This is a genomic window from Pseudoalteromonas sp. SG45-2 (assembly GCF_014164115.1).
GTDB classification, from domain to species: domain Bacteria; phylum Pseudomonadota; class Gammaproteobacteria; order Enterobacterales; family Alteromonadaceae; genus Pseudoalteromonas; species Pseudoalteromonas distincta.
Genome location: NZ_JACJEO010000002.1, coordinates 138,126 through 164,983 on the forward strand (window position 1 = coordinate 138,126; position 26,858 = coordinate 164,983).

The following is a 26,858-nucleotide window of genomic DNA, read 5'->3' on the forward strand; positions in this document are numbered from 1 at the left end:
AAGTACCGCTTAGGTAAGTGTATTGTTCTATACAGCATTCGTTGACTGTTTCACCCGTCAGCCACTACAATACAACATTGAAATTTTTATTATTATTTGAAGGCTTTCCTCCATGGTTTTACCTGATAAATTTATATTCTCGATGAGTCGAGTATCTAAGGTTGTGCCACCTAAGCGCACTATCTTAAAAGATATTTCGTTGCACTTTTTTCCTGGCGCTAAAATTGGTGTGCTTGGTTTAAACGGTTCTGGTAAATCTACGTTACTGCGTATTATGGCCGGTGTTGACCAAGATTTTGAAGGTGATGCACATCCTCAGCCTGGTACTAAAATTGGTTATTTACCGCAAGAACCTATTTTAGACGAAAGTAAAACAGTACGTGAAACTGTTGAAGAAGCTGTTGGCGAAGTTAAACACGCACTTAAACGTCTTGACGAAGTGTATAACGAATACGCCATGGAAGACGCTGACTTTGACGCACTTGCAAAAGAGCAAGGCGAGCTTGAAGCTGTTATTCAGGCGCACGATGGTCATAACATCGACAACGTTTTAGAACGCGCAGCTGATGCACTTCGCCTGCCAGAGTGGGATGCTAAAATTGAGCACCTTTCAGGTGGTGAGCGTCGCCGTGTTGCTATATGTCGATTATTACTTGAAAAACCAGACATGCTTATTCTTGATGAGCCTACTAACCACTTGGATGCTGAGTCGGTTGCATGGTTAGAGCGCTTCTTGCACGATTACGAAGGCACTGTTGTGGCAGTAACGCATGACCGTTACTTCCTTGATAATGTAGCTGGTTGGATATTGGAGCTTGACCGTGGTGAAGGTATTCCATGGGAAGGTAACTACTCTTCTTGGCTTGAACAAAAAGATGCGCGCTTACAGCAAGAACAAAAATCTGAAAAAGCACGTCAAAAATCAATTGCGCAAGAACTTGAATGGGTTCGTTCAAACCCTAAAGGTCGTCAAGCTAAGTCAAAAGCACGTATGGCTCAGTTTACTGAAATGCAGCAGTCTGATTACCAAAAACGTAACGAAACTAACGAGATGTTTATTCCACCTGGCCCACGTTTAGGTGACCAAGTACTTGAAGTAACTAATCTTCGTAAGAGTTTTGGCGATCGCGTTTTAATTGATGACTTAAGCTTTAGCATGCCAAAAGGTGCCATTGTGGGCATTATTGGCGCGAATGGCGCAGGTAAATCAACGCTGTTTAAAATGATAAGCGGTGAGCAAACGCAAGACAGCGGTAACATCAGCGTTGGCGAAACAGTACACCTAGCTACTGTTGATCAGTTCCGCGACGGTATGGACGAAAGCAAAACTGTTTTCCAAGAAATATCAGACGGACAAGACGTACTGAAAATTGGTAACTTTGAGTTCCCAAGCCGAGCATATGTAAGTCGCTTTAACTTTAAAGGTAACGATCAGCAAAAGTTTGTTAAAGACCTATCAGGTGGTGAGCGTAACCGTTTACACCTTGCTAAGTTATTAAAAGCTGGCGGCAATGTGTTACTACTCGATGAGCCAACCAATGACTTGGACGTTGAAACACTACGTGCACTGGAGAACGCTATTTTAGAGTTCCCAGGTTGTGTAATGTGTATCTCGCATGACCGTTGGTTCCTTGACCGTATCGCTACACATATTTTAGATTACCGTGATGAAGGTCAAATTAACTTCTTTGATGGTAACTACACTGAATATGAAGAGTGGCTTAAAAAGACCCTAGGCGCTGAGGCAACTCAACCTAAACGTATTAAGTACAAAAAAATTGGCTAAAAATATTGGTTAATTTTATGTTTGTATAACTTAAGCCCTGCACTTTGCAGGGCTTTTTTATGTCACCAGCATTACAGGAGCACATCTTGCTAGCATGTAGAGAATTACCCGCTATGCTTAATTTATTATAAAAACAGTAAGGCTAAATTAGGTTATGCAAAATCGTCGACAGTTTTCTCGTGTGCTATTTTCAACTAACGCTCTGTTATGTTTTGATAGCCAACAGTATCCGTGTAAATTACTCGATCTATCGTTACATGGCGCGTTGGTTACTAATTGTGATGCATTTATTGGCAGCCACAATACGCAAGCAATACTGCGTTTTACATTACCTCAAAGCGATATAGAAATAAAAATGGAAGTAGTGATTTGCCATATTGAAGCCGATCATATTGGTTTAAAATGCCATCACATTGATATAGACAGTATTACTTATTTAAAGCGTTTAATAGAGCTAAACTTAGCCGATGATGAGCTACTGCATCGCGAATTAGCGTCACTTATTAATGACTCACAATAGACTCATTCTCTTAAGTTGATTACCATAGCGCAAACTTTATAAAGCTTGTAAATATGCGCTTAAATCCTCATTTGCCTTTGGTATACCATCCTAACTACTCGTTTAGCTTTGATCCTAAGCATCGCTTTGTAATGAGTAAATTTGCACATTTATATCAACATGTTGCAGAGCTTGGTTTAATCGGCAGTAACCTAGTTGAGCCAATATTAGGCACGCCAGAGCCGCTTGAGCTTGTGCATTGCGATAATTATATCCAAGATTTATGGCACAACCGCTTAGATGAAAAAGCCATGCGTCGCATTGGTCTACCTTGGTCAAAAGAGCTTATGGCACGTACATTTACAGCCCCTCAAGGAACGCTACAGACAGCCCGCTTAGCACTTAAACACGGTATAGCGTGTCATCTTGCTGGTGGTACACATCACGCACATAATGACTTTGGTTCAGGTTTTTGTATGGTTAACGATTTGGCCTTTACCACGCAAACTTTAATTAAATCGGGTGAGGTAACTAACGTACTTATTTTTGATTTAGACGTGCACCAAGGTGATGGCACAGCTGCAATGTTACAGCATCAACCCTATGCGTATACTTGCTCTATCCATTGTGAAAAAAACTTCCCCTTTAGAAAGTCCGCTAGCGATTTAGACATTGGCCTGGCAAATAATATGAAGGACGACGAATACCTTGCCATAGTTAACGAAACACTAAGTTATTTACTTAAAGAGCTAAACCCAAGCTTAGTACTTTACGATGCTGGCGTTGATATTTGGCAAGGTGATGGCTTGGGTAAGTTAGATATTAGCTGGGATGGCATAGCTAAACGTGACCATTTAGTGCTAAAACGCTGCCTTGAACACAATACACCTGTAGCTACTGTGATAGGTGGAGGTTACGATAGAGATCACCTACGCCTCGCTAAACGCCACGCTATTGTTGTTGAACAAGCTGCTGGCTTTTAGTTTGAAATGAAAATGTTAAATTATCGTTCTTGTTTAATATGTAAAATAAAAAAGAGCATATTATGAAACAGCTATTTATTACCATCACGCTAATTTTATTAAGCTTTACAGCTTACGCACAAGATACAAGCTCAGAAGCAACATATCCTAAATTGCCAACATTAAATTTACAAATGGCTGATGGGTCGCCACTCAATACTCAAGATTTATTAGGTCAACCTTACGTTTTACACTTTTGGGCAACATGGTGTCCGTACTGTAAAAAGCTGCAGCCAGCACTTCAAAAAATTGATGATATGGGATTAAAAGTTATTGCCGTGAGCTTTGAAGAAGATGACGATGCTACTCCCGCTAAAGCACTTAGCGAAAGAGGTTATACTTTTAAAACAGCTGTAAAAGCCGATGCAATAGCACAGCAATTAGGTATACGAGGCACACCTACTACATTATTTGTAAATAAAGAAGGCAATGTAATTTGGCTGACTAATACGTCAAACCCAGAAGATCCAAATCTTCATTTAAATGCACGAACATTGTTGCACTCCATAGACATGGCAACTGAGTAACTTATTGCGCTTTTAACTGATTAGGTGTTAAGCCTGTCCAGCGTTTAAAGGCGCGCCGAAAGTTAGGTATATCGTAAAAAGCTAAATGTTCAGCGACTTGTTCGTTATGTTTGGCGCACAGAGTAAGTAGGTAAATAGCTTTGTGCTTATTTTGCTCATCTATTAACGCTGAAAAGCGTACCCCATTGAGTTTGAGTCTGCGCTTAAATGTAGCTGAGCTCATAGCAAAGTGCTTTGCGGTGCACTCTAAATTAGCACTTGGGTGAGAGTATAAGTATCTGCAGACGGCTTCAATAAAAGTCATGCTAACTACGCTTTTATTATGTAGCTGCGACTGCGCTTGCATAAATCGTAATTGACTCGCATGCGGGTTTTTAGCCCTTAACATGGTTTTATTTAATACCCAGCGAGTACATGGCTTATCAAAACTTACCTTTAGCCCTAAATTTTGCTCATATTCTTGAATATGCCGAGGGCGTTTAAAAGCAAAGTCGAACTGACAATGCGGGTAACTTTCGCTCACTCGTTTAAGTAAACTATAAAATGCAGTGCTGTATATCTCTAGCACATAGTGGTAAAGGCTTTCATCAAACCCATGTGCTGGCTGAATATAAATATAAACATTATCGTTTTTAATATACGTTTGGCTAAACAGCAAAGGCGCTAATTGCATTCTTAAAAGTGATAATTGCTTTAATACTTGAGCTAAATTATCGCTATATTTTAATGCCTGAGCTTCGGCTCGAGTGTCGTTAATAAGTTGGCTACCGAGTAAAAAACCACTGTCAGTACTTTTCATCAACAACTTAAATTGAGCTAATAAACGCACCTGCTGAGACACACTAAATGTATGCTGAAAATTAAGTAAGTCTTGTTCAAAAATACCGGTACCGCGTAGCAGCTTATGTAAATTTATGTTTCGGCTTTGAGCAAGCTCTACAGCTGACGTAATAAGCCCTTGAGCGCTTAAATATTTGTCGTCTTGGCTAACAAACATGTGCACGGTGCGCTACTTTTAGTTGATGCTTTTTTTGTTGTAATTGACTATGCAGTTGGCTTGTTAGTTTACCTGTACTGCTATGCGTATTACCTTGTATTAAGGCGGTAGTGACATATTGAAACTTTGCTTTTTTAGATGCTTCAACTTTAAATGCACAATGCTTTAGAGCTCCTTTAATTTGTGCCATCAACTCTTTAGCTTGCTGCTCTGTGGTGGCTGGCATCAATACCATAAAGCAATCTCCTGCGTAGCGGCACACTACATCACTTAGTCGGCAATTCATTAACAATAGCTCGCTAATTTCACGCAGTAACCGGTCGCCCTCACTAAAGCCAAACTCACTATTAAAATGCGAAAAATCACGAATATCAATAGCCCCAAGCCAGAGTGGTTGTTTGCTCGTAAGTTGCTCTTTAATTGCAGAATCTAGGTACTGCGCCTTATAAAGACCTGTAACTGAACACACCTTATCGTGCTCACGTAAATGCGCTTCACGGCGGCGTAGCTGACGATTTAATACGTACTGCTCTTGATGCCAATAATACAAACCCACACTCGTTAACAACATGCCTAAAGGTGCTGGCAGAGATTCAATCCAACTGAGCCATTGATGGGCGGGATGCATTAGCCATTCATCAAGTAAATCGAGGGTTGCCGAGAACATAAATAACCCAACACCTATCACTAAGTAAGTGGTTACTTTACCCGGTGGTCTTGAAATTAATAACGCGGCAATCCATACGAGAGTCATTAATACAATACCGCCCTCCCCCATAATATCGAGCCACTGAATACTGGCGTAAGTTTTTAATACACCTAAATAACTACTTAAAAACACAGCGCTAAAAAACATCGCAATAATAGCGTTTATTAATAATCGGTGGCTGATAAAGGGGTTAAATCGCATGTGCGGTATCTCGTTTATAAATGAGTTTTAAAGTTAGTTCATACAAGTTTTTGTTAGCAGGGTCATATTAGCTCAGCTATATGACAACTAAATGATACCTACTTTAAAAACAGCCCTGCACGGTACATAACACCTGACTTTACGAGGAGTGATAAAAGCTCAATACGCTCTAGATATTGCTCAAACACCTCTAAATACATGTATTTAAACTAAACACTGTCACATTTACGTAATCAAATATCTTTAGCTTGCTCGCCATATCAAGAAACAACCCAGCAATAACCAAGAGCAAATACAATGAAAGACTTTAAAATAAAAGCACTGGTAGCCGCATTAGCCTTATGTAATTTAACGGCTTATGCAGAAGATGATGCAAAAGAAACCACAAAAAAAGATATCGAAGTTTCTGACAAAATTGTTGTATACGGTGAAATTGGCTACAGAAACCGCTCAGACGAACTCGCACCAACCTTAGAATATTCACAAGAGTACTTTCAACGTTTTGAACCATTGACCGCAGGCGATGCATTAAAACGAGTACCCAGTGTTACATTTTTATCGGATGTGCTTGAATCGGATGGTGCACGTATGCGGGGGTTAAGCCCTGCTTATACAAAGGTGCTTATAAACGGTGAAGAAGTACCTGGCGCTGGTGCCGACCGTTCATTTTTTGTTGACCGAATTCCGGCTGAGTTAATTGAACGCGTTGAAATTATTCGCTCATCAAGTGCTAACCGCTCAGCCGATGCTATTGCGGGCACATTAAATATTGTATTGCGCGATGGTTACAGTTTAGATGGCGGTTACTTGCGTGCTGGTGGCTTGCTTTATGACGATGGTGAATTTAAAGAAAGCTTGGCTGCTGTGTACGGTACTGAATTTGCTGGTGGGCGCTTATTACTTGGTGCAAATTTACAAGGCAGATATAACCCAAAACAAAAAACTAGTTTGCGCTACGGCGATAGCCCTGAAAACAATATAAATTTTCAAACAGAAGAGTTTGATAACCGCGAAGACCAATCAGACACTCGCGATGGCGACGACACATCACTAAACGCCAGTTACGAAATTGTTTTTGACGACGATAGTCAGTTTAATATTAGCGCTATGTGGGTTGATACAGAGCGTACTGAGGATGAACGTTCATTTGAATACAACGACCCAACTGCAACCAATAACGATATTGTAAATGGCGGTAACTTAGAAACAGATAATGCCAATGTTAAATATATTGACCAAACTAATTACAACATCAATACCGCCTATGAATTTCCACTGCTAAACGGCACAAGTAAATTAAAGTTTGGTATCGCCAAATTTGACGAGTCGGTATACGAGCAAGAAGTAGAGCTTGATACGTCAGAGCTGCCAATAATATTTGAAGAAGAACAAGCTCAAAGTGACATAGACGATAAAGAATGGACCCTGCAGTGGCAACATAGCCAACCTTGGGGTGACAATAAAGAAATTCAGTTTGGTGCATTTTTACAAAATAAAAAGCGCGATAGCAATATTTTTGAAGCCGAAGACGAGCTTGAATTAGCACTTACAAGCTGGGATCAATATGTGGGAACACCTTTATCTTTGGCTGTATTTACCAGTGAATTTGAACCGGTTATTGGTGGCGTAAACACGCTAGAGGAAGACCGCTTTGATGTGTTTGCCCTTATTAAACACCAAGATGATTTATTTGCCTGGGAATTGGGCATTCGCTGGGAGTCTACTGATTCAAAAATTAATGATAAAACAATTGGTGTAACCGAAGATAACAATTACGACTTTGTTCTACCTTCTGCACATTTTCGTTATAACGTAAGTGAGAATGGACGCGTTAGCGCCTCTGTTGCGCGTAGTTTACGACGCCCCGAGTTTGATTTTTTAACACCAGCTCTTATCGAAAAAGAACTTGGCGATAACGACCAACTAGGTAACCCAGAATTAAAACCAGAATCAGCTTGGGGTATGGATTTAGGCTACGAATACCGCTTAGGTAAAAGTGGCGTTGTAGGCATTAATTTATTTTACCGCAAAGTAAACGACCTAATAGAAATAGCAAATACAGGACAAGAAGGCTCTGAAGGAGAAGGTACATTTGTATTGCAGCCTCGCAACACAGGCGACGGTAACGTAAAAGGAGTTGAGCTTGATTTATCTACTCCGCTTGGCGCATTTAGCATGCCTAATACTGGAGTATTTTTAAATTACTCATGGCTTGATAGTGAAGTAACCGACTTTTTTGGGTCTCGAAAATTTAACGATCAATCAGACTACGTTTATAACGTTGGGTTTATTCAAGACTTACCCGATCTCAAAGCTGCATTTGGCGTAACTTACCGTAAGCAAGGTGATGCCTATGGACGTATTGTAGGTGAAGAAATAACTACATCTTACAGTGCCGACTTTGAAGTGTTTTTAGAAAAACGTTGGGAAGATGTAACGCTACGCTTGGTGGGTTCAAACCTACTTGATGCAAGTAAAGACGAAACCTTTAATAAATTTGATACCGTTGAAGATCAGTTTAGTAGAAGCTTTGATGAGTACGAAATTGAATCTGAAGAAGCGGGACCGGTTTATCAACTTATGCTGCGTTACGCGTTTTAAATAAGTTTATGAGGTAGTGCTAATCACTTTATTTAGCGCTACCAAACATGAGAGAACTATAATGATAAAAAAAACATTACTGCTAATAACACTTGGCTTATGCAGTATACAAAGCGTATTGGCAAACGTAACGTACACCGATGTATTATACGAGCAACAAAAAATTGCCAACTTGACGGTGCTGCCTAAGAGCTTAAATTTTACGGTTATTGGTGATTGGGGACATAACGGGCACTTTTATCAAAAAGACGTAGCACACCAGTTAGAAATAGCGATGTTTCAAACGGATGGTGATTTTACTATTTCAACTGGCGATAACTTTTATCCCAATGGTGTGGCAAGTGTTAATGACCCGCTTTGGCAAAGTGCCTATGAAGATATTTACCATGGTCCACATACATTCGAGCCTTGGTATGTAGTACTGGGTAATCATGATTATTTAGGTAATGCGCAAGCACAACTTGATTACAGTAAAAAAAGTCAGCGCTGGAATTTACCTGCACGCTATTACAGCAAAACCTTTACTTTAAAAGGTGGCGAGCAGATATTAATGGTGTTTTTAGACACTAATACTTTAAACCCTGAATACAAAACACGCGAAAAATACAAAGCAACTCAAGGGCAAAACAGCCAAGCGCAATTAACATGGTTAAATAGCCAACTCTCAAATAGCCAAGCTCGATGGAAGATAGTGGTTGGTCATCACCCACTTTATAGCAGTGGAAAACGTTATGGACTTACTGAAGGTTTACGTAATTTACTCGAGCCCATATTTGAGCAAAATGGTGTGCAAGCATACATAGCAGGACACGAACATGACCTGCAACATAACCAAATAGATGGCAGTAAACTCGACCACTTTGTATCTGGTGGTGGTAGCGAAGCGCGTTACGTAAAACAACGTGAATTTACGCGTTTTGCAGAAGCTACTCCAGGATTTGTGAGCTTTTCGATTAACAATGAAGCACTAAAAGCAACGGCTATTAACTATAAAGGCGAAGTGCGTTACAGCACTCAAAAGCGCTTTGACCAATAAAGGGTTACAACATGAACTTTAAATTAAAAACATCTATTAGCTTAATTGTAAGTAGCTTAGTGCTTAGTACATTAAGTGCGTGTAGCAATAGTAATATGGCTACAAATACGGCAGTAAAAAACACATCCGATAAAATAGTCATTAATAGTACTGAATTTGGTCCAACAGATAACATGCAAGGCTCACAAGCGGCATGGTTAAATAATAACAATTGGTTGCTAGCAAGCGAAAGCAAAGGCTTAGTGTTAGTTGAAAGTGAAACGCAACAAAGCCGCATTATAAAAAAAGGTAACTTTGAAGCGCTTGCTGTCACTAAGCTAACAGCACACTCATTTTTGGTTGCAACTATTGATAACAATCAAGATAACGTTGTTATATTTAAGCTTGAGCACACTCAAAGTGGCTGGGATACAATTGAACTAACCCGCATTAACCCACCACAAGCACAACCCGATACGGTGTGTTTATTTGCTAATAAAGCGAGTGAATCAATATCGGCATTTGTACCTGATGTACGCGGGCTAATTACCGAAACTATTATTTTTGATACAGCGAAAAATAAAGCGGTTAACGTAAATGTACGTGAATTTTCTGGCGTTAGTGAGGCGTCGGGTTGTGCTGTAAGTACAACAACAAATACCTTATATGTAAGTGAAAGCGAAGTAGGCATTTGGGCAATAAACGCGAACGCGGAATCGCAAGCAGATAAAAAACCGATTGCTTTAGTCGCCCCCTTTGGAAAGTTACACAGTGAACTAGGAGCTATTTCAGCTTCGCAAGATGGTATTATCTGGTTTACTAGTACCAAAAACAATACTGTGTATGCTTATGATCCAATTAGTAAAATGCTTAATAACTGGATGTTAAATGGTGACTTGAGCTTGGAATCGGTAGCGGTAAATTACACAAGTAACAACGCGGCAACGGCAGTGCTGTATAACGACGAAACAGGCGCTTATATTAAAAGTACATTACCTGTAACACCTATCATAAAATCATTAAAAACCAACACTCAATCAATCACTCAAATAAAGGCAAGTGCACAAACGGCCCCCGTTCAAGCATTTGGTGATGCAGCAGACGATCCGGCAATTTGGGTTAACCCTAAAGATGCAGCAAACAGCTTAATTTTAGGCACCGATAAACGCCGTGGACTAATGGTATACAGCCTAAATGGCAAGCTTGAACAGTCACTTGAAGTTGGTCGTTTAAATAACGTAGACCTGCGACAAAATAGCACGATTAAAAACAGTACCAATACATTAATAACTGCTAGTAACCGAACGCTTAACGGTATTAGTGTATTTACAGTACAAGCTAATAACAGTGTGAAGTACATTGCTGATATTAATACCAATCTTGATGAAATTTATGGCTTATGTATGTACTCGTCAAATACGGGGAACTATGTATTTGTAAATGATAAATCGGGGCTATATCAGCAATACAAAATCAGTGAGGATAACGAAAAAATAACAGGCAAACTTGTTCGCGAGTTTAACCTACCAAGCCAACCAGAAGGCTGTAGTGCAGATGATGAACTAGGACAATTATTTGTAGGCGAAGAAGATGCCGGTATTTGGTTTATAGGTGCAGAGCCAACTGCAGGCAGTACACCGGTTATGCTGCAAGGTATAAATGAGCAACTTGTTGACGATGTTGAAGGTATGGAAATTTACCACAGCGACAAAACACGTTATTTAGTTGTTTCCAGCCAAGGTGATAACAGCTACGTACTGTATAAAATAAAGAATGGTACTGCGGGCATTAAAACACCTAGCTTAGAGTTTACGGGGAAGTTTAATGTAATAAGTGATTTGGTTAATGGTATTGATGGCTCATCAGAAACCGACGGGTTAACAGTAACATCTAAGTCTCTTCCGGGTTATCCTGAAGGTATTTTAGTTGTACAAGATGGTTATAATCGTATGCCACAGCAGCCTCAAAACTTTAAAATAATAGATTGGCGAGAAGTAAAAAAAGCAATTAAGTAGTGCTTATTTAGTCGCCATTATTTTAATGTCGCTTTGAGATTACCTTGAAATTGTATAAAAGGCTCATTTGAGCCTTTTATACAATGCTTGGCGTTTAAGTATTAAGTGCAATTAACTCAATGTAATGTATATTTTATACTAAAATTTAAGCTCATAAATTAATTGAGATTATAATGCGCCTACTACTTACTTTATTACTAGTTACTTTAAGTGGCTTTGCTGTAGCAGAAGAAGAAAAAACAGAACTACCACCGGTAGACCCCGCTTACAATGCTGAGCATCCTATGGCTTTGGTTAATCAAGGCTCATCTATAATTGCGATTAACTTACCTAGTTATAATTCTCCAGATGATGTGCAAGTTGTTTATAAAATAGGAAACCCCGATGTCGCACTCTTAAACTTTGTTAGAAATGCTGAGCTAATCACGGTTAAGCCACAAGCGTTTAATATTCAACATTTAATGCGTGGTGAAGAAATTACGATTATTGCCGATATTTACGAGGGTGATTATCAACAAGGTGGTAGTTTAATTTACTCAAAAAAAGAGCTTGAACTGAGTAAGCAACTGTATGCCAGAGAGCTAAAAGATTTAAGTGAATCATCGCAATGGCAAGATTACGACATGATTAATCTAGGCGGTACTGAGCATATTTATATTCATAAAATTCAACAAGCGCCGAGCTATAACCATCTTATTTTTGTTGATTTAGTTAATGCATGTATGCAAAAGCTTCGTACCTCAAAACGTGTCCCAGCTGAAAATGAGCTTACCTATAAATTTATTAACTGCGGCACCCTTAAACCACTTTATTACAATGCTGATGATTTTAGAAAGTAAAAGGGTGAGAATACTGATGTTCAATTATTTTAATATTTAGGCATAAAAAAAGGCCCTTTCGAGCCTTTGGATTAACTTTGGAATAGTTAAAAATTTTTAAATTAGGTAAGCGTTAATAGCTGTGGAGCAACACTATGATAATCAACAGCCATAGCAATACTTAACGCTGTAATATTAATAATTGAAAATGCGAACACTTTACGTGCCCAGCTACTCATATCAATATTACGACGATAACCACGTAGCGCCATTAGCAACCACCAAAAGCTGGTAATACAAGCAACAGCCATAAAAGCAGCACCTGTGTAGCCAGTAATTGGCAGTAACATCACAACTAGGGCATATACAGCAATGTAAAGTACGATATGGCGTTTTGCTTTATCGATACCTTGCGCTACTGGTAATACAGGAATACCTGCAGCTTGATAATCTTTAAAGCGAAAAATAGCAATAGCGTAAGAGTGCGGCATTTGCCACAAGCTAAACATGACTAGCAGTATTAATGCGCCCATATCGAACTGCCCTGTTACGGCGCAGTAACCTACTACTGGCGGTACAGCGCCAGAAAGGCTGCCTACAAAAGTGCCATATACTGAGTTGCGTTTCATGTAGAGGCTATAAACCCCTACATAAATTACGTAGCCAAAGGCTGCAAAAAATACCGCGGCTTGAGTGGTGTAGGCGATAAGTAAACCAAAGCCCACAACACCCAATAAAATACCGTGACTAAGTGCAGCAAAGGCCGACATTTCGCCCGTTACTGTAACCCGCGTACGAGTACGCGCCATGGCCACATCTATGTCTCTATCTATAACATTATTGATAGCGCAACCTGATGCAACCACTAGCGACAAACCAATTAATGTGGCAATCATTAACCATGGGTCTATATCACCGCGCGAGGCAAGTAAAAACCCGCCCGCTACGCTGATCAAATTGCCCATAATAATACCCGGCTTTGTCACTGATAAATAACGACGAAACATCTTCAACTCCTAGTACATCATCATTGCGTTAGATTCATAAATGATCCAAACAGATAACCCAACAACCATTACGATGATCAGAGCACTGAATAGGAATGAAAAAGTACTTGCACGGCCATCTTCGGTGGTAAAATTAAGGTGTAAAAAGTATTTTAAATGCACCCAAATTTGTACGATTGCTAAAGTAACAATGCTCCAAAGCGTTGTTGCTTTTGAGAAGTCACCTTCCATTACCATGTAAAACGGTATAGCAGTTAAAATTACCGATAGCACAAAGCCAATTAAGTAAGTTTTAACACTGCCATGAGATTCATCATGATGATCACTTTGCGTTTGCTTTAACGCATGCGTTTCGCTGTGGCTCATTACATTGCTCCCATTAAATAAACAACGGTAAATACACAAATCCAGACAATGTCTAAGAAGTGCCAAAATAGGCTTAAGCAGCTTAAACGCGTTACGGTTGCTTTACCTAAGCCGCGTTTAGCAACTTCAATCATCATTATGGTCATCCAAATTAGACCCGCTGTTACATGTAAACCATGTAAGCCAACTAATGAGAAAAACGATGTTAAAAAGGCACTTTGTTGTGGACCATTGCCATGCACAATTAGGTGATGAAATTCGTATACTTCCATACCAATAAACACAGCACCTAAACAAAACGTAACAAATAACCAAGTCAGTGTTAGTGCCTTTTTTTGCCCTTGAGCGGCAATCATGGCAAAACCAAAAGTAATACTACTAATCAGTAGTGCTGCAGTTTCTACTGCTACAAAGTCGAGTTCAAAAATATCTTTACCCGATACGCCACCGGCTGTGTTCATAAATAACACAGCGTAAGTGGCAAAAAACGAGGCAAACAGTAGGCAATCGGTCATTAGGTATAACCAAAAACCAAATACGGTATCACCCGAAGTATCGTGGTGATCATGCGCGTGGGCATGATCATCGTGTGATACAGAGTCTAAATTTGCAGAAAGTGTACTCACGCTTTTAACTCCTTAACGCCACTTGAATTATATGCAGCTTCAATGCGTGCAATTTCATCAGGTTGTATATAGTAATCTACATCGCTGGTGTAACAACGTTTGATAAATATAGCAATTCCGCCTACTAGTCCAACCACAGCTAACCACCAAATATGCCAAATCATTGCAAAACAAAATACTGTTAAACTTGCTGCCATTAACACGCCAGCTGATGTGTTTTTAGGCATATGAATAGGGCTGTAGTTTGCTTTATCTTGATATGCTTGACCTTTTTCTTTCATATCGGTCCATGCATCAATATCATCGATATGTGGAATTGTTGCAAAGTTATAAATTTGCGGAGGTGAACTTGTAGCCCACTCAAGTGTGTGGCCGTTCCACGGATCGCCTGTTGTATCATCAAGCGCTTCACGGTCTCTAAAGCTCACATATAATTGAATTACTTGGCTGATAATACCAAACATAATAATTACAGCACCGCCTGCGGCAATGTATAACCACATGTTCCAATCTGGGTTGTTAGTGTGGTTTAAGCGACGTGTCATACCTAAGAAACCAAGTACGTACAGCGGCATAAATGCTACGAAGAAACCAATAATCCAACACCAAAATGATGCTTTGCCCCATTTTTCATTAAGTTTAAAGCCCATTGCTTTAGGGAACCAAAATACAAAACCGGCCAGGTAACCAAACACAGCACCACCAATAATTGTGTTATGGAAATGTGCAATTAAGAATAAGCTGTTATGCAGTACATAATCGGCGCCAGGAATGGCAAGTAATACACCGGTCATACCGCCTACGGTAAAGGTAACCATAAAGCCAAGAGTCCAAAGTACCGGTACACTTATACGTAAACGACCTCGGTAAATAGTAAATAACCAGTTAAACAACTTAACCCCAGTTGGTACGGCAATAACCATAGTCATTACCCCAAAGAACGCGTTAACGTTAGCACTTGAGCCCATAGTAAAGAAGTGATGTAACCAAACAATAAAGCCTAAAATTGAGATTGCACCGCTGGCATAAACCATCGATTTGTAACCAAACAAACGTTTACCGGCAAAGGTCGAAATAATTTCAGAAAAAATACCAAACGCTGGTAATACTAATATGTATACCTCAGGGTGACCCCATGCCCAAAACAGGTTGATGTACATCATGGCGTTACCGCCCAATTCATTGGTAAAGAAGTGGAAGTCTAGATAACGGTCAAGCGTTAGCATTGCAAGTACAGCAGTTAAAATTGGGAATGATGCTGCAATTAAGATGTTTGCCCATGTACATGCCCATGTAAAAATTGGCATTTTCATTAGGGTCATACCTGGTGCACGCATTTTAAACACGGTTGCTAAAAAGTTTACGGCTGTTAGAAGTGTACCGAGCCCGGATATTTGCAAGGCCCAAATATAATAATCGACCCCCACCCCAGGGCTAAAGGTCAGCTCCGAAAGCGGCGGATATGCCACCCAACCTGTTTTTGCAAATTCACCAAATACAAGTGATAAGTTAATTAAAATTGCACCACTGGCTGTAAACCAAAAACTTAAATTATTTAAAAATGGAAAAGCAACATCGCGAGCACCAATTTGAAGTGGTAATACAATGTTCATTAGACCAATCATAAATGGCATTGCCATAAATATGATCATGATTACGCCGTGGGCAGTAAATATTTGGTCGTAGTGTTCTGGTGGTAAATAACCTGGCGCACCACTGGTAGCAAGTGCCAACTGCGCACGCATCATTATTGCATCAGAAAAACCACGAAACAGCATTATTAGTGCTAAAAGAATATACATTACGCCTAAGCGTTTGTGATCAACAGACGTGATCCAGTCGCGCCAAAGCACGCCCCATTTTTTATACTTTGTAATAAGCCCGGCAATAATAAGCCCAGCTATCGCAATAACCGACATCGTGAACACAAGAATTGGCTCATGAAACGGAATTGCGTCGAGTGAAAGATTACCTAATAACGACATTATTATTCCTCGCCTTGGCTGTGAGATGAAGGCATTGAGTGCTCACTCATTTCATGATGCTTTTTACTCATTTGCCCATGTTCGCCCAATGCATGGTGTTTTTTATTCATATCGCCATGCGCCTGCATATACTTCATAACAATGGTATGAAATAAGCCGTCATCAACTTTTCCGTAATATGCTACTGGGTTATTTTCACTTGCTTTTGCAAGCTCAACATAATTTGCATGAGTCAGGTTATTAGCGCTTGAATTCGCTTTCACATCACTCACCCACTTATCAAAGTCTGCTTGAGTAGGTGTAGCAATGGCATTAAATTTCATGCCAGTGAAACCTGCGCCGCTGTAATTTGCTGAAAAGCCTTTAAACGTACCTGGCTCATTTGCAATTAAGTGAAGCTTGGTTTCCATCCCAGCCATTGAGTATATTTGACTACCCAATTGCGGAATAAAAAATGAATTCATTGTGCTCTCTGAGGTGATTTTATATTCAACAGGTACATTTGCTGGGAACACTAATTCATTAACCGTAGCAATACCTTGCTCAGGATATATAAATAGCCACTTCCAGTTTAGTGAAACCACTTCAACAGTAAGATGTTCACCTTTACCTTCAATGGGTTTATAGGGGTCTAAGTCTTGGGTAGACTGCCAGGTAATAACACCTAAAATGATTACAATAACAATAGGAACAGCCCAAACAACGGCTTCAATTTTATTTGAATGAGCCCATTTTGGAGCATAAATTTCTTGGTTTTGAGTGTCTCTATATTTCCAAGCGAAATACAAAGTCATCACAATAACGGGAACGACTACAAGCAACATAAGCACGGTTGCGATGATGATTAAATTTTTCTCATCAATGCCTATTTGCCCTTTTGGATCGAGTATCCCGCCTTTACAGCCTGACAACGCCAGCACTGTACTAGCTAAAGCAATATTACAAAGGTTACGAATTAACAAGGGAGTATCCTACAAACCTAGAGTTTCAATTTGCTGCTTAAAATAAAAACCAAAGCAACGATTTTTCAATAAAAACCCAAGTTAACTAGAATTAAATTATAAAAATAAGGGGGCTATTCAAAAAAACCTAAAGCTCATGCCATTAATGACCTAGCAACAAACCCAGCTTTCTAAACGCATTTATATAACGTAATAAAAGTTAACTTGGGTGAGTGGTGGTTGGCTGAAATGTGTTTAAAGAAACACGAAGCTACTTTGTTTTAGCTAACCTTAATTATTTACAGCAAGAACAAATAATTAAAACCAGCAACAAGATGCAGCGTTACAGGCAACCTGTAAAGCTAGGTGGAGCACGACAACCATGTGAAGAGATCACAGGCTGAAGAACTTTAGCCTCGCTAAAAGCAAAGGCTGCTTTACGGAGGATTATGCCAGCACGACGCGCTGGACAAATATGGAACAATAACCAACAAAGGCCAATAAGTAACTGACTTGATATGATCGGATGAGCTAAAAATTGCGCAAGATTAAGTAACAGTGGCTCTACAATAAACCCATCACTTAATAGCGCTTCAAGCTTGAAGGCATCCTCTAGTGCACCGCTTAGCAACATTACAGTATTAAACACTAATAAAGTTATAGCTACACACACGCCCTTGCCTGCTTTATTCAAGCGTTCACACGTCTGCGGCTCGCCAGAGGCAAGTTCCGTAGCTGTATGATGCAAAGAAAGTGTGTTCAAAGGCATTAACCTACTAAAATGACTATAACAAAATTAGAGTAATACAGTTTGCAATGGAAAAATTTAAAAAACATTGCTGTTGTAAACCCTAAAACCAGGTGCTAAATACAATCAAATCCAGCTAGCACATATTTACCTAGCGAAAATTGATCCGTATCAACCAAACTTTCAAAACTTACTGAAAGTTCGAACGTGAGTATAACAAAGAGAATTTTCTGTTCAACTAAAAATCAATTAATTTGAGTTAAGCTTTCGAAGCTATTTTGTTAATAAAAAATAACACGATAAAAAACATTCGGTTAGCTAAAATAAAAAACGATTTAAAGAGAAATATTTAATAGGATTATAGGTTTTTAGGAGGGAGTAATAATTGTGTGGCACAAATAAAAACAGCCCAAATTCAGTCACCACCGAACTTGAGCCGCCTTTCACACTGACAACATCTTCACACACAATATAAAGATTCTTGGTTTACACTACGTGGCAATTGTAGGGAATAAAAACAACTCAAGCTAAGTCACCACCGAACTTGAGCCGCCTTTCACACTGACAACATCTTCACACACAATATAAAGATTCTTGGTTTACACTACGTGGCAATTGTAGGGAATAAAAACAACTCAAACTCGTTCTTTATGGAAGTGAATCCACCGAACTTGAGTTGCCTTTCACACTGACAACATCTTCACACACAATATAAAGATTTTTGGTTTACATTACGTGGCAATTGTAGGGAATAAAAACAACTCAAACTCGTTCTTTATGGAAGTGAATCCACCGAACTTGAGTTGCCTTTCACACTGACGACATCTTCACACACAATATAAAGATTTTTGGTTTACACTGCGTGGCAATTGTAGGGAATAAAAACAACTCAAACTCAGTCACCACCGAACTTGAGTTGCCTTTCACACTGACAACATCTTCACACACAATATAAAGATTCTTGGCTTACACTGCGTGGCAATTGTAGGGAATAAAAACAACTCAAACTCAGTCACCACCAAACTTGAGTTGCCTTTCACACTGACAACATCTTCACACACAATATAAAGATTCTTGGCTTACACTGCGTAGCAATTGTAGGGAATAAAAACAACTCAAACTCAGTCACCACCAAACTTGAGTTGCCTTTCACACTGACAACATCTTCACACACAATATAAAGATTCTTTTAAGCGAGGCTAACTTATGCCTCAAGCTTATGACGAGAGCCTTGCTCTTTGTCTATGGTTAAACTTTAGAGTGTTAGCTCCAATTTGACAAACGAGAAAAATAAACCTAATAGGTGAAAAAAACTAAACTATATACCTTTGTCTAATACATTTAGATTGGATTGCTTTGGAAGTTATGATGCGAAGGCGTTTTACAGGCACAAAAAAAGCGCTATAAAGCGCTTTTTAATATTTAAGACAGGCTTAAATAATTTGGTTTTCTTTCCAGGCTTGCTCTTTTGCTAAACGGTTTTTGCGTTTATCACATGGATCATCGCAATCACAGGCTTTATCAATACCAACCGAACCTAAACCACCACAGCTGCTTGCCATAGATTTTTTTTGCACGATCATACCAACGGCCATAGCCGAAACTATCAAAATTAGTAAGCCAAAAGTAAGAAGAAAAAGTGACATTGCTTAGCCCCTATTGATCAGCAATAAATTAAACTCAAATATTTTTGAGCGACTGCTATTATATACCCAAATAACACGGAAATAAACAAGTCAGCACCATACTATAAATAAGGCTTAAATGCTGGGCTTGAGTAGGTAACTAAACCCTCTTTTGATTTACCTATTAAATAAACCGGTAAATCATGTTGTTCAGCATAAGCTTGCGCTTTTTGCATCCCCATTACAGTAAGTGCCGTCGCTAAACCATCTGCCGTCATAGCGCTTGGATGAAGCACAGTTACCGACACTAAGTCGTGCTTAATAGGCATACCTGTTGCTGGATCAATTAAGTGGGTATAGATCTCGCCATCCATTTTATAAAAAATACGGTAATCACCCGATGTCGCTATACCACTTGTACCTGGCGATAAGACACGGTGTACCTTACGCTCTCCAGGTTGCGCATCTGGTTGCTCAATCGCGATTTTCCAATCCTGATTATTTGGCTTTTCACCTGCTATACGCAGCTCACCACCAATCTCAACCATGTAATTAGTAATGTCGTGGCTTTCTAATAACTGGGCAACTTTATCAATACCATAGCCCTTAGCTGTTGCCGAAAAAGAAAGCTCCAGTCCATTAACTGTTTTAGCCAGTCCTTGCTCATTTAAGATAAGTTTATCAATACCTATTTTTTCAACCATACTTGCAAGCTCTTCATCACTTGGGCGATTAGTTGGTTTTTTATCAGGCCCAAAGCCCCATAAATCAATTAAAGGCCCCATTGTTACGTCGAGTGTTTTAGTCGATTCACCCAAGCGAATAGACTCGCTTATAACAGCCCTAAAATCTTCGCTAATTGGCATGACTTGATTTGCAGGTAATCTGTTAAATGTATTTATTTCAGAGTCTTCTATGTAAGTAGACATAGATTGGTTCACATCTTTTAAAACAGCGTCTATTTGCAGCTGTAGTTGTGAAGCCGATAGCTGGGCTTGCTCATCATAATATTTAATATGATAAGTGGTACCCATAGTCTTACCTTCTAAAAAGGTTTCTTTTAACTCTGGCTTTTCACCACACCCAGACAATAATACAGTCAGTGTAATTAGTAAAAAGGCCATTATGCCCTGTGAAGTACTTACTCGATTCATAACAGCTCTACTTAATAGATTGATAAAATTAAAGAATAAAAAAAGCCTCGTAACACAAGTGCTACGAGGCTGGTATTTTAACCAAAACTAAACTGTTTTGGTATTAGTGTTAGCCACCGAAGTCATCTAGTAAGATATTTTCGTCTTCAACACCTAAATCTTTAAGCATAGTAATAACTGCCGCATTCATCATTGGAGGACCACACATGTAGTACTCACAATCTTCAGGCGCTTCGTGATCTTTAAGATAGTTCTCAAATAACACGTTATGGATAAAGCCAGTATAGCCTTCCCAGTTATCTTCAGGCTGTGGATCTGAAAGTGCTGTATGCCATACGAAGTTAGGATTTTCAGCGGCTAGGCCGTCAAAATCTTCTACGTAGAACATTTCACGCTCAGAACGTGCACCATACCAAAAACTCATCTTACGTTTAGAGTTCAAACGTTTAAGTTGGTCAAAGATATGAGAACGCATTGGCGCCATACCAGCACCACCACCAACAAATACCATTTCTGCGTCAGTGTCTTTAGCAAAGAACTCACCAAATGGGCCCGAAATAGTTACCTTGTCGCCTTCTTTAAGTGACCAAATGTACGAAGACATTTTACCACATGGCAAGCTAAGGTTTCTTGGAGGTGGAGCAGCAATACGCACGTTAAGCATAATGATGCCTTCTTCTTCTGGGTAGTTAGCCATTGAGTAAGCACGAATTGTTTCTTCGTCTACTTTTGACTCCAGATCGAAGAAACCAAAATGGTTCCAGTCGCCACGATACTCTTCAGGAACATCGAAATCTGCATATTTAACATGGTGAGGTGGAGCTTCGATTTGGATGTAACCACCCGCACGAAACGGCACTGACTCGCCATCTGGAATTTGCAGCTTAAGTTCTTTGATGAACGTTGCTTTGTTATCATTAGAGATAACTTCACAATCCCACTTCTTAACACCGAAAATTGACTCTTCAAGTTCAATTTCCATGTCATTTTTAACATTTACCTGACACGCTAAACGGCAGCCTTCACGGGCTTCACCTTTAGATATGTGATCAAGCTCAGTTGGCAGAATATCACCACCACCTTCTTTAATGTGTACACGACACTGACCACAAGAGCCACCGCCACCACAAGCAGATGATACAAATATACCTGACTCAGATAGTGCGCCTAAAAGCTTACTACCTGCTGATGTTTTAATGGCTTTATCTGGGTCGCCATTAATGCCGATGATAATATCGCCACTTGCAACTAACTGAGATTTAGCACCAATGATGACTAAAACCAGTAGTACAACGATAGCGATAAAAACACCAACGCCTAAGAAAATCTGATAATCCATGGTTTATCCTCGCTACCTTTACAGTGAAATACCAGAGAATGACATAAAGCCAAGTCCCATTAAACCAACAGTGATGAAGGTAATACCTAAACCACGTAAGCCGTCAGGCACGTCTGAGTATTTCAGTTTCTCACGGATACCTGCAAGTAATGTAATTGCAAGTGCCCAACCAACACCAGCGCCAATACCATAAACAACAGACTCGCCGAAGTTATAGTTACGCTCAACCATGAATGATACCGCACCAAATATTGCACAGTTAACTGTGATAAGTGGTAAGAAGATACCTAACGCGTTGTATAGTGCAGGGAAAAACTTATCTAACGCCATTTCAAGAATTTGCACAAGTGCTGCAATAACACCAATGAAAGTTAAGAAACGTAAAAAGCTAAGATCTGCATCTGGGTAACCTAACCAAGTTAGTGAACCAGGTGCAAGTACCGCATGATAAACCAAGTTGTTTACAGGTACAGAAATACCCAATACAACTATAACCGCTATACCTAGGCCAATTGATGTAGTTACTTTTTTAGATACCGCTAAAAAAGTACACATGCCTAAGAAGAATGACAACGCTAAGTTCTCAATAAAAACGGCTTTTACAAATAAACTAATATAATGTTCCACTATTTGCCCCTTACGCTTTAGCTTCTACTTGGTCTTTCTTATAAGTACGCAGTACCCATATGAATAAACCAATGATGAAGAATGCACTCGGTGGTAAGATCAATAGACCCATAGGCTGATACCAACCGCCATCTTGTACTAATGGGATAATATCAACACCGAATAGTGAACCCTTACCAAATAGCTCACGAATGAAACCAACAGTAAGTAGTACTACAGAGTAACCTAAGCCGTTACCAATACCGTCAAGGAATGACATAAGTGGTGGCGACTTCATCGCGTATGCTTCAGCACGACCCATTACGATACAGTTAGTAATGATTAGACCAACGAATACAGAAAGCTCTTTTGCAGTAGCATAAGAAAATGCCTGTAATACTTGGTCAACAACGATTACCAATGATGCGATAATTGTCATTTGTACGATGATACGTACAGATGATGGGATCTGGTTACGAATAAGCGAGATAAAGAAGCTCGAAAACGCAGTTACAAGTGTCAATGCGATTGACATAATTAACGCATTTTTTAAGCTAGACGTTACCGCTAGCGCAGAACAAATACCAAGTACTTGTAGTGCGATTGGGTTGTTAGCTAAAACCGGGCCAAATAGGACCGCCTTCATTTCTTTAGTATCAGCCATTATTTCAATGCTCCTTTACGTACTTTCGCAAGGAAAGGGCCAAAGCCATTTTCGCCAGTCCAAAAGTCAACTGCATGATCAACACCGTTAGACGTTAATGTAGCACCTGAAAGACCATCGATCTTATGCTCATCATTGCCCGCAGTACCTTTAACAATTTGAATTGGAAGTTCTTTACCTTCCCATGTAGCAGTCCACTGTGGATTTTGGATTTCGCCACCAAGACCTGGGGTTTCATTATGCTTGTAAAAGATAATGCCCTTAACTGTTTCACCATCGCTTTCAAGCGAGATAAAACCGTACATCAAGCCCCATAAGCCGTAGCCTTGGATAGGAAGAATGATTGCATCAACTGAGCCATCTTCTTTTTTAGAGATATACACCGGTGACTCTTTAGTCACACGTTGAATACCAGCAATATCTTTAACGCCTTTCTCTTGAAGAGAAACACTTAGCGCTGCATCATATTTGCTTTTTTCAAAGTCAAAGATTGTTGGGTCTGTATCTACAAACTCACCTGTAGTCATGTTTACAACGCGCGCTTCGATTTTTGCATCAAATGTTTCAAGAACATTTTCAACTTTGTCGATGCCCGCAGCAGCTAAGATATTGCTTTGAATATCTTTGTTTTTATTAGCTTGCTGTAAAGGACGAAGCTGTACAGAAGCAAACGATACAATGATTGCACACACTAAACATAGTGCTACAACAACTGATAACGTTTTGCCGATTGATTCGTTATTACTAGACATTACGTGCCAACCTCCGCTTAATATTAGCCTGCACTACAAAGTGATCGAACAGTGGAGCGAACAAGTTAGCAAATAAGATTGCTAGCATCATGCCTTCTGGGAAAGCAGGATTCACAACACGTATCATAACCACCATAAAGCCAATTAGTAGACCATATGCTAATTTACCTTTGTCAGTAAATGCAGCTGATACAGGGTCAGTAGCCATAAAGAACATACCAAACGCAAAGCCACCAAGTACGAAATGCCAATACCAAGGCATTGCAAATACAGGGTTAGTTTCTGAGCCAACAGCATTTAATAAAAATGCAGTTGCTACCATACCTAGGAATACACCTAGTACGATGCGCCAAGAAGCGATACGAACGTAAATTAAGAACAAACCACCTACTAATAATGCAAGTGTAGATGTTTCACCTACAGAACCTTGAATGAAACCATAAAACGCATTCCACCATAATTCCATGTTTGCAAAGTCAAGTGTGCCAGCAAATGCTTGGCCTAGCATAGTTGCACCAGAGAAAGAATCTACTGCTGTCCATACTGTGTCACCTGAGATTTGAGCTGGGTATGCAAAGAATAAAAATGCACGACCGGCTAAAGCAGGGTTTAAGAAGTTACGGCCAGTACCACCAAAGATTTCTTTAGCGATTACTACACCAAACGTAATACCTAACGCAACTTGCCATAAAGGAATAGTTGCTGGCAAAATAAGTGCGAATAATACAGAAGTAACGAAGAAACCTTCGTTAATTTCATGCTTACGCACTGAAGCAAATATAACTTCCCAGAAACCACCTACTGCAAATGTTACAGCGTAGATAGGTAAGAAGAAACATGCTCCATAGAACATCTTAGCGCCCCAGCCTGCATCAGCGGTTAACTCGCCACCGAATAACTGGAACAAACCAACTTGCCACGTGTTTGCTAGTTCAAAACCTTGTGCTAAAGCACCAGCGGCCTGATGACCGATATTGAACATACCAAAAAACATAGCTGGGAACGTCGCCATCCACACTAAAATCATCATACGTTTTAGGTCGATGTTATCGCGTACGTGTGTCGCGCCTTTATTTACGTAGCCTGGTGTATAAAAAATAGTTGCAGCTGCTTCATACAGTGCATAAAACTTTTCATATTTACCACCGGCTTCAAAATTCGGCTCGATATCTTCTAGATATTTTTTTAAACCCATCTCTCTAGCCTTCCTTCTCGATCGTAGTTAAGCAATCGCGTAGGATAGAACCATACTCGTATTTGCCTGGACAAACGAAGGTACATAACGCTAAATCTTCTTCATCAAGTTCAAGCGCGCCCAATGAAATTGCACTGTCTAAATCACGTGCAATTAAGTCACGTAATAATAGAGTAGGCAAAATATCTAACGGCATTACGCGCTCGTAGCTACCAATTGGTACCATGGCACGTTTTGAACCACCTGTTGACGTTGTCATTTTAAATAAACGACTTGGTGCAAGGTGAGAAAGGAATGTACGCGTTACAGAGAATTTATCACTACCTGGTGCAATCCAGCCAAACAATTCTTTTTCGCGACCTTCAAGTAAAACAGATACTTGAACGTGGTAACGACCTAAGAATGCATGAACACCGTTTGAAATAGAACCCGATAGAACAGAACCAGAAATAACGCGGTTATCTCCGTCTTCTAACTCACCAGCCACTAAATCATCCAATGAAGCACCTAATTGTGTTTTCACTAAACGTGGGTTTTTAACGCGAGGACCTGCAAGCGAAATAACACGATTTGTGTAAATTTCACCAGTAAGGAATAAGTGACCATACGCAATAACGTCTTGGTAACCAATATGCCAAACTTGTTTGCTAACAGAAACTGCATCAAGATGATGGATATGAGTGCCAACGAGGCCAGCCGGATGCACACCACCAAACTCATGTACTTCTACTTGAGCTATAGATGAGCTAGGAACTTGGCTGCCTGCTTTTTTACACACAAATACTTTGCCATCGGTCAAACGCGAAACAACTGCAAGACCCGCTTCAAATGCTTGCGCATTTTCTGCAATAATTACTGCAGGATCTGCAGCTAATGGGTTTGTGTCGATTGCGGTCACAAAAATAGAACTAGGATTTGCATCCACAGCCGCTACTTTGCTGAATGGGCGAACACGAAGTGCTGTCCATTGACCAGACTGGATAAGTACTTCTTTGGCTTTTTCGCGCTCTAAGCTCGGAAGCTCGTCTGCTTTGAAAGAGTCAAAGGTGATTTGCTCACTGCCTGCTACTTCAATAACAACAGATTGCAGCACACGTTTAGCACCACGATTTATTTCTTTTACTGTACCAGAAGCTGGAGCAGTAAATAGGACGCCTGGGTTCTTTTTATCTTCAAAAAGTACCTGGCCTTTTTTGACTTGGTCATCCACACGAACATGCATGGTTGGACGCATACCGATAAACTCTTCGCCAAGCACAGCTACACGTTTGACAGCAGAACCGTCATGTATAACTTGCTGTGGCGCGCCCTCTAAGGGTAAATCCAGACCTTTTTTTATGTTGATCATACGCACTTGCATTACATTAAAGGAAAGAAACTGAAAAATCGTATCAACCACGTCGCCATTTGAGTTATTCCAAGTTATATCAAGGTACAAAAGAGCAGCTTGCTAGAGATATCAAACAAGCAACGTAGTAAAACTCATCACATATTGTCGAGATTTTAACATCATTTTAGATGACTATGCGAGTGTATTTATGAAAATTATACGACAGAAACACTTATTTAGTTTTGTTAAGTGAATTAAATAAAAATCAAGCTAGACCAAAGTGGTAGCCTAAGCAATTATCATTCCTGATTTCATCGTAAATTCAACAAA

At 39.7% G+C, this 26,858-nt stretch carries 24 protein-coding genes; 8 read left to right on the plus strand and 16 right to left on the minus strand.

The window, feature by feature from the left end:
• Positions 1 to 112: 112 nt before the first annotated feature.
• The 4 genes from ettA to H5116_RS01840 all read left to right on the plus strand — a co-directional run bounded on the left by ettA (position 113) and on the right by H5116_RS01840 (position 3,834).
• Positions 113 to 1,786, plus strand: a complete 1,674-nt coding sequence (gene ettA / locus H5116_RS01825; RefSeq protein ID WP_002958115.1) for an energy-dependent translational throttle protein EttA — start codon at positions 113 to 115, stop codon at positions 1,784 to 1,786.
• Positions 1,787 to 1,940: 154 nt separating this feature from the next.
• Positions 1,941 to 2,306, plus strand: coding sequence for a PilZ domain-containing protein (locus H5116_RS01830; protein ID WP_002958114.1), 366 nt, complete (start codon positions 1,941 to 1,943; stop codon positions 2,304 to 2,306).
• A gap of 53 nt (positions 2,307 to 2,359) precedes the next feature.
• Positions 2,360 to 3,268, plus strand: coding sequence for a histone deacetylase (locus H5116_RS01835; protein WP_024596551.1), 909 nt, complete (start codon positions 2,360 to 2,362; stop codon positions 3,266 to 3,268).
• Positions 3,269 to 3,330: 62 nt separating this feature from the next.
• Positions 3,331 to 3,834 (plus strand): TlpA disulfide reductase family protein, encoded by a 504-nt coding sequence (locus H5116_RS01840; RefSeq protein WP_024596552.1) that lies wholly within the window; start codon positions 3,331 to 3,333, stop codon positions 3,832 to 3,834.
• A 1-nt stretch (position 3,835) separates the two neighbouring features.
• Here H5116_RS01840 and H5116_RS01845 read toward each other — a convergent pair whose 3' ends face one another.
• Entirely contained in the window at positions 3,836 to 4,837 is a 1,002-nt protein-coding gene (locus H5116_RS01845) for an AraC family transcriptional regulator (RefSeq protein WP_024596553.1), read from the minus strand.
• Positions 4,821 to 5,741, minus strand: coding sequence for a GGDEF domain-containing protein (locus tag H5116_RS01850; protein WP_024596554.1), 921 nt, complete (start codon positions 5,739 to 5,741; stop codon positions 4,821 to 4,823). Before H5116_RS01850 ends, H5116_RS01845 begins: the two co-directional genes overlap by 17 nt.
• A 297-nt stretch (positions 5,742 to 6,038) precedes the next feature.
• On the opposite strand from H5116_RS01850, the gene H5116_RS01855 reads away from it, so the two are divergent.
• The 4 genes from H5116_RS01855 (at position 6,039) to H5116_RS01870 (ending at position 12,211) form a co-directional block, all read left to right on the plus strand.
• On the plus strand, positions 6,039 to 8,342 hold the full coding sequence (locus tag H5116_RS01855) for a TonB-dependent siderophore receptor (RefSeq protein WP_182715429.1): 2,304 nt from the start codon (positions 6,039 to 6,041) through the stop codon (positions 8,340 to 8,342).
• Between the two features lie 61 nt (positions 8,343 to 8,403).
• Complete coding sequence (locus tag H5116_RS01860) at positions 8,404 to 9,378, plus strand: metallophosphoesterase (RefSeq protein WP_182715430.1); 975 nt, start codon at positions 8,404 to 8,406, stop codon at positions 9,376 to 9,378.
• Between the two features lie 11 nt (positions 9,379 to 9,389).
• Positions 9,390 to 11,372: a phytase gene (locus H5116_RS01865; protein WP_182715431.1), complete on the plus strand. Its 1,983-nt coding sequence runs from the start codon at positions 9,390 to 9,392 to the stop codon at positions 11,370 to 11,372.
• Positions 11,373 to 11,545: 173 nt separating this feature from the next.
• Positions 11,546 to 12,211 (plus strand): hypothetical protein, encoded by a 666-nt coding sequence (locus H5116_RS01870; RefSeq protein WP_182693183.1) that lies wholly within the window; start codon positions 11,546 to 11,548, stop codon positions 12,209 to 12,211.
• Positions 12,212 to 12,312: 101 nt separating this feature from the next.
• Here the strand turns inward: H5116_RS01870 and cyoE are convergent, their stop codons facing one another.
• From cyoE to H5116_RS01940, 14 genes are all read right to left on the minus strand, one after another.
• Complete coding sequence (gene cyoE / locus H5116_RS01875; protein WP_002958102.1) at positions 12,313 to 13,197, minus strand: heme o synthase; 885 nt, start codon at positions 13,195 to 13,197, stop codon at positions 12,313 to 12,315.
• A gap of 9 nt (positions 13,198 to 13,206) precedes the next feature.
• The gene (gene cyoD, locus H5116_RS01880) at positions 13,207 to 13,563 is read right to left on the minus strand and encodes a cytochrome o ubiquinol oxidase subunit IV (protein WP_002958101.1); all 357 of its coding nucleotides are present in this window, start codon (positions 13,561 to 13,563) and stop codon (positions 13,207 to 13,209) included.
• Complete coding sequence (gene cyoC, locus H5116_RS01885; protein ID WP_002958100.1) at positions 13,563 to 14,189, minus strand: cytochrome o ubiquinol oxidase subunit III; 627 nt, start codon at positions 14,187 to 14,189, stop codon at positions 13,563 to 13,565. The genes cyoD and cyoC overlap by 1 nt, the downstream gene beginning before the upstream one ends.
• Positions 14,186 to 16,174, minus strand: coding sequence for a cytochrome o ubiquinol oxidase subunit I (cyoB, locus tag H5116_RS01890; protein ID WP_024596558.1), 1,989 nt, complete (start codon positions 16,172 to 16,174; stop codon positions 14,186 to 14,188). Before cyoB ends, cyoC begins: the two co-directional genes overlap by 4 nt.
• Before the next feature lie 2 nt (positions 16,175 to 16,176).
• Positions 16,177 to 17,136: a ubiquinol oxidase subunit II gene (gene cyoA / locus H5116_RS01895; protein ID WP_165723814.1), complete on the minus strand. Its 960-nt coding sequence runs from the start codon at positions 17,134 to 17,136 to the stop codon at positions 16,177 to 16,179.
• 322 nt (positions 17,137 to 17,458) lie between these two features.
• A complete protein-coding gene (locus tag H5116_RS01900; protein ID WP_002958097.1) occupies positions 17,459 to 17,878 on the minus strand; it encodes a hypothetical protein in 420 nt (139 codons plus the stop codon).
• A 1,418-nt stretch (positions 17,879 to 19,296) separates the two neighbouring features.
• Positions 19,297 to 19,509, minus strand: coding sequence for a (Na+)-NQR maturation NqrM (gene nqrM / locus H5116_RS01905; RefSeq protein ID WP_007376137.1), 213 nt, complete (start codon positions 19,507 to 19,509; stop codon positions 19,297 to 19,299).
• A 101-nt stretch (positions 19,510 to 19,610) separates the two neighbouring features.
• The gene (locus H5116_RS01910) at positions 19,611 to 20,642 is read right to left on the minus strand and encodes an FAD:protein FMN transferase (RefSeq protein WP_024596561.1); all 1,032 of its coding nucleotides are present in this window, start codon (positions 20,640 to 20,642) and stop codon (positions 19,611 to 19,613) included.
• A 109-nt stretch (positions 20,643 to 20,751) separates the two neighbouring features.
• The gene (nqrF, locus tag H5116_RS01915; RefSeq protein WP_002958895.1) at positions 20,752 to 21,981 is read right to left on the minus strand and encodes an NADH:ubiquinone reductase (Na(+)-transporting) subunit F; all 1,230 of its coding nucleotides are present in this window, start codon (positions 21,979 to 21,981) and stop codon (positions 20,752 to 20,754) included.
• A gap of 18 nt (positions 21,982 to 21,999) precedes the next feature.
• Positions 22,000 to 22,608 (minus strand): NADH:ubiquinone reductase (Na(+)-transporting) subunit E, encoded by a 609-nt coding sequence (nqrE, locus tag H5116_RS01920; protein ID WP_002958896.1) that lies wholly within the window; start codon positions 22,606 to 22,608, stop codon positions 22,000 to 22,002.
• A gap of 10 nt (positions 22,609 to 22,618) precedes the next feature.
• Positions 22,619 to 23,251, minus strand: a complete 633-nt coding sequence (locus H5116_RS01925) for an NADH:ubiquinone reductase (Na(+)-transporting) subunit D (protein ID WP_002958897.1) — start codon at positions 23,249 to 23,251, stop codon at positions 22,619 to 22,621.
• Positions 23,251 to 24,003, minus strand: coding sequence for a Na(+)-translocating NADH-quinone reductase subunit C (locus tag H5116_RS01930; RefSeq protein ID WP_002958898.1), 753 nt, complete (start codon positions 24,001 to 24,003; stop codon positions 23,251 to 23,253). Before H5116_RS01930 ends, H5116_RS01925 begins: the two co-directional genes overlap by 1 nt.
• A complete protein-coding gene (locus H5116_RS01935) occupies positions 23,996 to 25,198 on the minus strand; it encodes an NADH:ubiquinone reductase (Na(+)-transporting) subunit B (protein ID WP_002958899.1) in 1,203 nt (400 codons plus the stop codon). Before H5116_RS01935 ends, H5116_RS01930 begins: the two co-directional genes overlap by 8 nt.
• A gap of 4 nt (positions 25,199 to 25,202) precedes the next feature.
• Positions 25,203 to 26,546 carry a Na(+)-translocating NADH-quinone reductase subunit A gene (locus H5116_RS01940; protein ID WP_024596562.1) on the minus strand — a complete coding sequence of 448 codons (1,344 nt, stop codon included), beginning with the start codon at positions 26,544 to 26,546 and terminating at the stop codon, positions 25,203 to 25,205.
• Between the last annotated feature and the right edge of the window lie 312 nt (positions 26,547 to 26,858).

What these genes read in the sequence shown, in the direction of transcription:
- H5116_RS01835 (WP_024596551.1), top strand. Translation starts at nt 2,360, where the DNA reads ATGCGCTTAAATCCTCATTTGCCTTTGGTATACCATCCTAACTACTCG.
- cyoB (WP_024596558.1), bottom strand. Translation starts at nt 16,174, where the DNA reads ATGTCGTTATTAGGTAATCTTTCACTCGACGCAATTCCGTTTCATGAG.
- nqrM (WP_007376137.1), bottom strand. Translation starts at nt 19,509, where the DNA reads ATGTCACTTTTTCTTCTTACTTTTGGCTTACTAATTTTGATAGTTTCG.
- H5116_RS01910 (WP_024596561.1), bottom strand. Translation starts at nt 20,642, where the DNA reads ATGAATCGAGTAAGTACTTCACAGGGCATAATGGCCTTTTTACTAATT.
- H5116_RS01840 (WP_024596552.1), top strand. Translation starts at nt 3,331, where the DNA reads ATGAAACAGCTATTTATTACCATCACGCTAATTTTATTAAGCTTTACA.
- H5116_RS01935 (WP_002958899.1), bottom strand. Translation starts at nt 25,198, where the DNA reads ATGGGTTTAAAAAAATATCTAGAAGATATCGAGCCGAATTTTGAAGCC.
- H5116_RS01940 (WP_024596562.1), bottom strand. Translation starts at nt 26,546, where the DNA reads ATGATCAACATAAAAAAAGGTCTGGATTTACCCTTAGAGGGCGCGCCA.
- H5116_RS01830 (WP_002958114.1), top strand. Translation starts at nt 1,941, where the DNA reads ATGCAAAATCGTCGACAGTTTTCTCGTGTGCTATTTTCAACTAACGCT.
- H5116_RS01850 (WP_024596554.1), bottom strand. Translation starts at nt 5,741, where the DNA reads ATGCGATTTAACCCCTTTATCAGCCACCGATTATTAATAAACGCTATT.
- H5116_RS01870 (WP_182693183.1), top strand. Translation starts at nt 11,546, where the DNA reads ATGCGCCTACTACTTACTTTATTACTAGTTACTTTAAGTGGCTTTGCT.
- H5116_RS01925 (WP_002958897.1), bottom strand. Translation starts at nt 23,251, where the DNA reads ATGGCTGATACTAAAGAAATGAAGGCGGTCCTATTTGGCCCGGTTTTA.
- H5116_RS01855 (WP_182715429.1), top strand. Translation starts at nt 6,039, where the DNA reads ATGAAAGACTTTAAAATAAAAGCACTGGTAGCCGCATTAGCCTTATGT.
- H5116_RS01860 (WP_182715430.1), top strand. Translation starts at nt 8,404, where the DNA reads ATGATAAAAAAAACATTACTGCTAATAACACTTGGCTTATGCAGTATA.
- nqrF (WP_002958895.1), bottom strand. Translation starts at nt 21,981, where the DNA reads ATGGATTATCAGATTTTCTTAGGCGTTGGTGTTTTTATCGCTATCGTT.
- ettA (WP_002958115.1), top strand. Translation starts at nt 113, where the DNA reads ATGGTTTTACCTGATAAATTTATATTCTCGATGAGTCGAGTATCTAAG.
- cyoE (WP_002958102.1), bottom strand. Translation starts at nt 13,197, where the DNA reads ATGTTTCGTCGTTATTTATCAGTGACAAAGCCGGGTATTATTATGGGC.
- cyoD (WP_002958101.1), bottom strand. Translation starts at nt 13,563, where the DNA reads ATGAGCCACAGCGAAACGCATGCGTTAAAGCAAACGCAAAGTGATCAT.
- H5116_RS01865 (WP_182715431.1), top strand. Translation starts at nt 9,390, where the DNA reads ATGAACTTTAAATTAAAAACATCTATTAGCTTAATTGTAAGTAGCTTA.
- H5116_RS01930 (WP_002958898.1), bottom strand. Translation starts at nt 24,003, where the DNA reads ATGTCTAGTAATAACGAATCAATCGGCAAAACGTTATCAGTTGTTGTA.